Annotated in this window: 6 protein-coding genes; 5 read left to right on the top strand and 1 reads right to left on the bottom strand. The window is 44.4% G+C overall.

The window, feature by feature from the left end:
* The first annotated feature begins 612 nt into the window (after nt 1-612).
* Together ACM0OY_RS28025 and ACM0OY_RS28020 are read left to right on the top strand one after the other, a co-directional pair.
* The gene (locus ACM0OY_RS28025) at nt 613-1497 is read left to right on the top strand and encodes a hypothetical protein (RefSeq protein ID WP_414572059.1); all 885 of its coding nucleotides are present in this window, start codon (nt 613-615) and stop codon (nt 1495-1497) included.
* 87 nt (nt 1498-1584) lie between these two features.
* The gene (locus tag ACM0OY_RS28020; RefSeq protein ID WP_414572058.1) at nt 1585-1731 is read left to right on the top strand and encodes a hypothetical protein; all 147 of its coding nucleotides are present in this window, start codon (nt 1585-1587) and stop codon (nt 1729-1731) included.
* Nucleotides 1732-1845: 114 nt separating this feature from the next.
* Here ACM0OY_RS28020 and clpP read toward each other — a convergent pair whose 3' ends face one another.
* Complete coding sequence (gene clpP / locus ACM0OY_RS28015; protein ID WP_414572057.1) at nt 1846-2451, bottom strand: ATP-dependent Clp endopeptidase proteolytic subunit ClpP; 606 nt, start codon at nt 2449-2451, stop codon at nt 1846-1848.
* 624 nt (nt 2452-3075) lie between these two features.
* On the opposite strand from clpP, the gene ACM0OY_RS28010 reads away from it, so the two are divergent.
* From ACM0OY_RS28010 to ACM0OY_RS28000, 3 genes are all read left to right on the top strand, one after another.
* A complete protein-coding gene (locus ACM0OY_RS28010; RefSeq protein ID WP_414572056.1) occupies nt 3076-3234 on the top strand; it encodes a hypothetical protein in 159 nt (52 codons plus the stop codon).
* Nucleotides 3235-3634: 400 nt separating this feature from the next.
* Nucleotides 3635-5707 carry a thioredoxin domain-containing protein gene (locus tag ACM0OY_RS28005; protein ID WP_414572055.1) on the top strand — a complete coding sequence of 691 codons (2073 nt, stop codon included), beginning with the start codon at nt 3635-3637 and terminating at the stop codon, nt 5705-5707.
* 10 nt (nt 5708-5717) lie between these two features.
* Nucleotides 5718-6347, top strand: coding sequence for a molybdenum cofactor guanylyltransferase (locus ACM0OY_RS28000; RefSeq protein ID WP_414572054.1), 630 nt, complete (start codon nt 5718-5720; stop codon nt 6345-6347).
* The last annotated feature ends 9 nt before the right edge of the window (nt 6348-6356 follow it).

Raw genomic sequence — 6356 nt, 5'->3', positions numbered from 1 at the left:
GTTTCCCCCATGAGCAACTGGCGTGGTTTCCCCCATGAGCAACTGGCGTGGTTTCCCCCATGAGCAACTGGCGTGGTTTCTCCCATGAGCAACTGGCGTGGTTTCCCCCATGAGCAACTGCCGTCAAGTGGCGTGAAAACCACAGGTGTTTGATTGTCTAGATTGAAGGTAATTTTACGCCATTAGACTCTGATTTTTAACTAGGAGGAACTGCTGGTAAACCCAATTTTTCCACACGTAGAATCGGTAACAATTAGGCGAGCAGCTTAATAAGCAGTGAGGGCGAACCTTATCTTCATTATTGTAGATTTAGAGCGCACTTCCACAAAATAGTTATAGACATTAAGTTGGGTAAATAGTATAGCATTACAGACAAAACTACCCAGGTAAGTTGTCACCAGCCAAAAATTTCCTCAAAAAAGAGCTACTGCTACAATTGGGACACGGGGCAAAGCAAGAATATTACTTTAGGGCATTGGGCATGGGGAAAGAGGCAGGGGGTGAGGGGGCAGGGTGCAGAGGGGAAAAACTCTTCACCCCTGCTCCCCTGCTCCCCTGCTTCCCGATCCCTTGCTCCCTACTCCCCACTCCCTTTAGATTGGTAACAGTACTATGTTGGCTCAATTCCAGAGCTTGTATCCCAACGGCAGCCTGATTTCTGAATTAGTTGAAATTTTTCAAGGAAAATATATTGTCCGGGCAAGCGTACAAATTGAAGGTGTAACCCGTGCTACGGGTATGGCAGCAGCTGAAACAATAGAAGCAGCAGAAGACCAAGCCATAACCAGGGCGTTGACGGTTTTGGGAATTACTAATGCACCACAGGAATCAATTTCTCAAGCACAGCCAAATCCTTCGTTGAACAGTAAAGGAGGATTGAGTGAGTCTACTTATTCTCCTACAAAAAGTAAGGAATTTGTTGCTCCTCAGTGGTCAGCTGTCAGCGACAACGAAATATCCATACCCTCCTCTAGACAACGGAATATCAAACTAGAACCAGTAACAACCGAGAATTTAGATGCGCCACCTGCCAACAGCACAAGAGAGCTGACAGCTGACGCGCCAAGCATAAGCGATACCTATAGCCAAGATTTAGGTCAAGAGTTTGCTTTGGCTGCTAACCGACAACTAGAATTTGATCCTCCAGTCGAAAATTTGGAAATGCTATCTAGTAAACAGATAGAAAATCAAACCTTTCCAGGAATTTCTGCCAGTAATGTCACACCATTTACACCTCGGAATTATAGTCCTCAAGAGGATGCAGTTCCGCAAATAAGTACAGGCAAGAGAAAGAAAAAAGCTGAACCCGTAGATTTATCCGATGTAATTGCCAAAACAGATGTTGAACTTCAGCGCTTAGGCTGGACTCCAGAACAAGGACGCGAACATCTGATTAAAACCTACGGCAAGCGGGGGCGCACTTTGCTAACTGAAGAAGAATTGCACGGATTTCTCAAATACCTCCAATCTCAGCCAGACCCGCTAGCGGGATTTTAGTTAGTCAATAGTCATTTGTCTTTTGTCATTTGTGATTTGTAAGGACTGATGGCAAAAGACACAGGCTATTGAAATACTAATTAAGGTATGGAACCTTTTAATTTCTCTAAAGTAATAGGTCAAAAAATAGATTTTGAAATGCAGCGCTTAGGCTGGACAACAGACCAGGGGCGGGAACATCTGATTAAAACTTATGGGAAGCGATCGCGTAGTTTGCTCACCAATAAAAAATAGCAGGAATTCCTTGAATTCCTGCTATCTCAGCCAGATATGTTAGCAAGATTTTGATTAGCCATTAGTCCTCTGTATTTTGCTAATGACTAATGACTAATAACTAATGATTAATAACTAAACAAGGGCTACCGGACGGCTACCAGCAGCGTGGCGGTCAATTACTTGGTCAATCAAGCCATAATCTTTAGCTTCTTCTGGTGACATAAAAAAGTCACGTTCGGTATCTTCAGCAATACGCTCGATTGGTTGACCAGTATGTTCGGCTAAATATTCGTTTAGCCGCCGCTTGTGGTAGAGAATTTCCCGCGCCTGAATCTCAATCTCAGTCGCCTGTCCTTGAGCGCCACCTAGAGGTTGATGAATCATAATTCGAGAATGAGGTAGACTCATCCGCTTACCCTTGGCACCAGCACTGAGGAGAAAAGCACCCATACTCGCTGCCAATCCAGTACAAATGGTACAGACATCAGGGCGAATGTGTTTCATGGTATCAAAAATGCCCATGCCAGCCGTCACTGAACCACCGGGAGAATTGATATACATATAAATGTCTTTCTCCGGGTCTTCAGCATCCAAATACAGCAGTTGGGCAACAATCAAGTTAGCGATGTTGTTGTCAACTTGTTGTCCCAAAAAAATGATGCGCTCACGCAACAGCCGTGAGTAGATGTCAAAGGCGCGTTCACCTCGACCCGATTGTTCAATAACGATAGGAATCATGGAAGCGTGTTTGTGGCTATATTAAATACATTTTATCGATGAGAACAAGAAACTGGAGTTTATCGTAAATAAAAGGGTTTAAGACCCCTACCTCTACAGGTAGCCCCAGTTTCAGTCGGGGTTTAAATCCCCCGGAGTTGCTCCTCTTGGGGAGACCCCAAGACCGCACTCCTCTTCGTCTGAAATTGTCTTTAATGCGTGAATTTTGTTAGCGCAGCTAAGCCGTGTCTGCGAGCGTCATTTTGAATTTTGAATTGTTAACTCTCCTGTTCTCTGGGAGATAAGAAATAAAATTCTAACCCTTTTGATCGTCGGTTGCACTCAGGGCACTTTTTAACTGCAAAGGCTGTCTTTCAAAATGTCCCTGTTTAGGGAAGAACAATCGAAAAACTCCAACTGTTGCCAAGGGCATATCTCAACGTTTGCTGTATGACTTTGGCGATGTGGTGATTTGACTTGGTTGGGAAATTCTATGAAATGAAAGTAACATTTTAAACATTTCTTCAGGATTTCCTTCGACATTTGTCAAATTATTTTTGTTAGATTCGGTAAATCGATAGTACAAGGTGTATTTAGAATAACCAGTCCTAATTGAAATGCTATCCATCTAGAGAGAGACGTGCCATGCGGGAAAAAATTGTACAAGCCGCCATCATCACCTTCTTGCTCCACCTGATAGCAGGACTTAGCTCGAATACTATAGTTCAGACAAGAACAGCATCACCTGTGCCCCAAACGCCAACAAATATTATCGTCAGTTTGCTTTTGCGTACTTTTGAGTAAAAATAATTTCCAAATCGCACAGTTGTAGGTGATATTCAAAACTTAAGTAGGTCGGCGTAAATAATTATTGTTGGGATAAGGCAGGGAGCAGGGAGCAGAGAGCAGGGGGAGAAAGAGTTTGAGCCTTATTTTCTTTTATTCACACAGTTTGGTTTTATTGCACCGACTTACTTACATTAGTGTTTTTTATCCCAAAACGCTTGGGCTACCCTTAGGGTGTCTACGCTTTTCAACTCAAGCGATATCAGTTTTAGTTTTTGGCCTTAACTGAACTGTATTTTTTTCATGACCAAAGAATAATCTTCTTCTAGGGTTTCTTTGTTATGCACATAGCAATCTAGACGAACATTCCTGACAACAGGGTAGACTGAGCAAAGAAGGCAACTACTTGCATTTGATTATGACTAATCGCCTTGCTGAAGCTAAGAGCCTGTACCTCCAAAAACACGCCGAAAACCCCATTGACTGGTGGCCTTGGTGTGACGAAGCACTTGCAACTGCAAGAGCGCAAGATAAACCGATTTTTCTCTCCATTGGTTACTCTAGTTGCCACTGGTGTACTGTGATGGAAGGCGAGGCTTTTTCGGATCTAGCGATCGCTAAGTACATGAATGCCAATTTTCTCCCTATCAAAGTAGATCGGGAAGAAAGACCTGACCTCGATAGCATCTACATGCAGGCTTTACAGATGATGAGCGGTCAAGGGGGTTGGCCTTTAAATGTCTTTCTTTCCCCAGACGATTTAGTGCCGTTTTATGCTGGTACTTATTTTCCTGTAGACCAACGCTATGGTCGTCCTGGCTTTTTAGAAGTGCTACAAGCGTTACGTCGTTACTACGATACAGAAAAAAAAGATTTACAGCAACGCAAAGCCATAATTATTGAGTCGCTGCTCACATCTGCGGTATTGCAAGACGCTACAACTAATGAGCTAGAAGACCATGAATTTCTCCGACAAGGTTGGGAAACCAGCACAAGCATAATTACTCCTAATCAAACTGGCAATAGCTTTCCGATGATCCCCTACGCAGAATTAGCACTGCGAGGAACTCGATTTAATTTTGAATCTCGATATGATGGCAAGGAAGTTTGTACCCAGCGGGGACTAGACCTAGCACTGGGAGGGATTTATGACCATGTGGGCGGTGGGTTTCATCGCTATACTGTTGACCCGACTTGGACAGTACCCCACTTTGAAAAGATGCTCTACGACAATGGACAAATTGTCGAGTATCTAGCTGGTTTGTGGAGTGCAGGAATACAAGAGCCAGCTTTTGAAAGGGCGATCGCTGGTACTATACAATGGCTGAAGCGGGAAATGACCGCGCCTGAAGGTTACTTTTATGCTGCTCAAGATGCTGACAGCTTCACCGAACCCACAACAGTCGAGCCAGAGGAAGGAGCCTTTTACGTCTGGAGTTACAGCGAACTACAACAATTGCTAACCCCTGAAGAACTTACGGAATTACAACAACAGTTTACGGTAACTCCTAATGGAAACTTTGAAGGCAAGAATGTCTTGCAAAGACGCCATATCGGGCAACTGAGCGCAACACTGGAAACAGCACTAAGCAAACTGTTTAGAGCTCGTTATGGCGCTAGTCCTGAGTCCCTCGAAACTTTTCCCCCTGCTCGCAACAACCAAGAAGCAAAAACCACTAACTGGCCAGGTCGCATTCCCTCAGTGACAGATACGAAAATGATTGTCGCTTGGAATAGCTTGATAATTTCTGGGCTGGCTAAGGCTGCGGGAGTATTCCGAGAACCATCATACCTGGAATTAGCGGCACGAGCGGCAAATTTCATTTTAGATCGTCAGTTTGTTGATGGGCGCTTCCACCGACTGAACTATCAAGGTGAACCAACCGTTTTAGCCCAGTCTGAAGACTACGCCTTTTTTATCAAAGCTCTTTTGGATTTACAAGCTTCCAACCCTGAGGATAAGCAATGGTTAGAAACAGCGATCGCCATCCAAGATGAATTTAATGAATTTCTGTGGAGCGTGGAATTAGGTGGATACTATAACGCATCAAGTGATTCTAGTCAAGATTTAATTGTGCGAGAGCGGAGTTACGCCGATAACGCCACAGCATCAGCGAATGGAGTAGCGATCGCTAACCTTGTGCGTCTGGCCTTACTCACCGATAATCTACATTATTTAGATTTAGCTGAACAAGGTTTAAAAGCTTTTAAGAGTGTGATGCATCGCGCTCCCCAAGCTTGTCCGAGCTTGTTTACAGCCTTGGATTGGTATCGTAATTCAACTTTGATTCGCAGTACAACAGAGCAATTAAACTCTCTGCTCCCCAACTTTCTGCCGAGTGCCGTGTTTGCTGTGGTATCTGATTTACCAGAGGGAAGTGTTGGGTTAGTTTGCCAAGGTTTGAAGTGTCTTGCACCAGCAGAAAGTGTAGAGCGGTTATTGCAGCAAGTCCAGCAAAGTCAGAATAGGGGAGTAGGGAGTAGGGATTAGGGAGTAGAGAGTGGGTAAAAATGAAGAAGGCAGCGGTGTTAGGTTTACTTGCTGCAAATTAACGGCAATTGTCTTAGCTGGGGGCAATAGTTCTCGTATGGGTCAGGATAAAGCCCTGATTCCCCTTCAAGGAGTGCCGTTGTTGCAGCGAGTTTGTGACATTGCCAAAGGGTGTGCTGATACTGTTTATGTAGTAACTTCCTGGCCAGAACGCTATCAAGACTTGCTTTTGTCTGGTTGTCAGTTTATCCAGGAAGTACCTTTGCCTTCTGCTTCTACCCAAACACACGGGCCTTTAGTTGGGTTTGCCCAAGGACTAGCCCAAGTACAGACAGAATGGGTGTTGTTGCTGGCTTGCGATTTACCGAGATTGCGGGTTGAGGTGTTGGAAGAATGGGCAACTAGACTTGATACTGTGGGGGATGATGCGATCGCAGCTTTAGCTCATCATCCCAAAGGCTGGGAACCTCTGTGTGGTTTTTATCGCCGTCGCTGTTTGCCACAACTTCTGGATTTTATCAACCAAGGGGGACGATCGTTTCAGGAGTGGTTGCAGCAATATCCTGTAGAAGTTTTGCCTCTACCAGAACCAGAAATGCTGTTTAACTGTAATACTCCAGAGGACTTGACCTTAACTTAATTTCAAAAT

The sequence above is a fragment of the Nostoc sp. CCY 9925 genome (assembly GCF_963920935.1).
Lineage (GTDB): Bacteria > Cyanobacteriota > Cyanobacteriia > Cyanobacteriales > Nostocaceae > Nostoc.
This window is presented reverse-complemented; position numbering and strand designations above follow the sequence as displayed.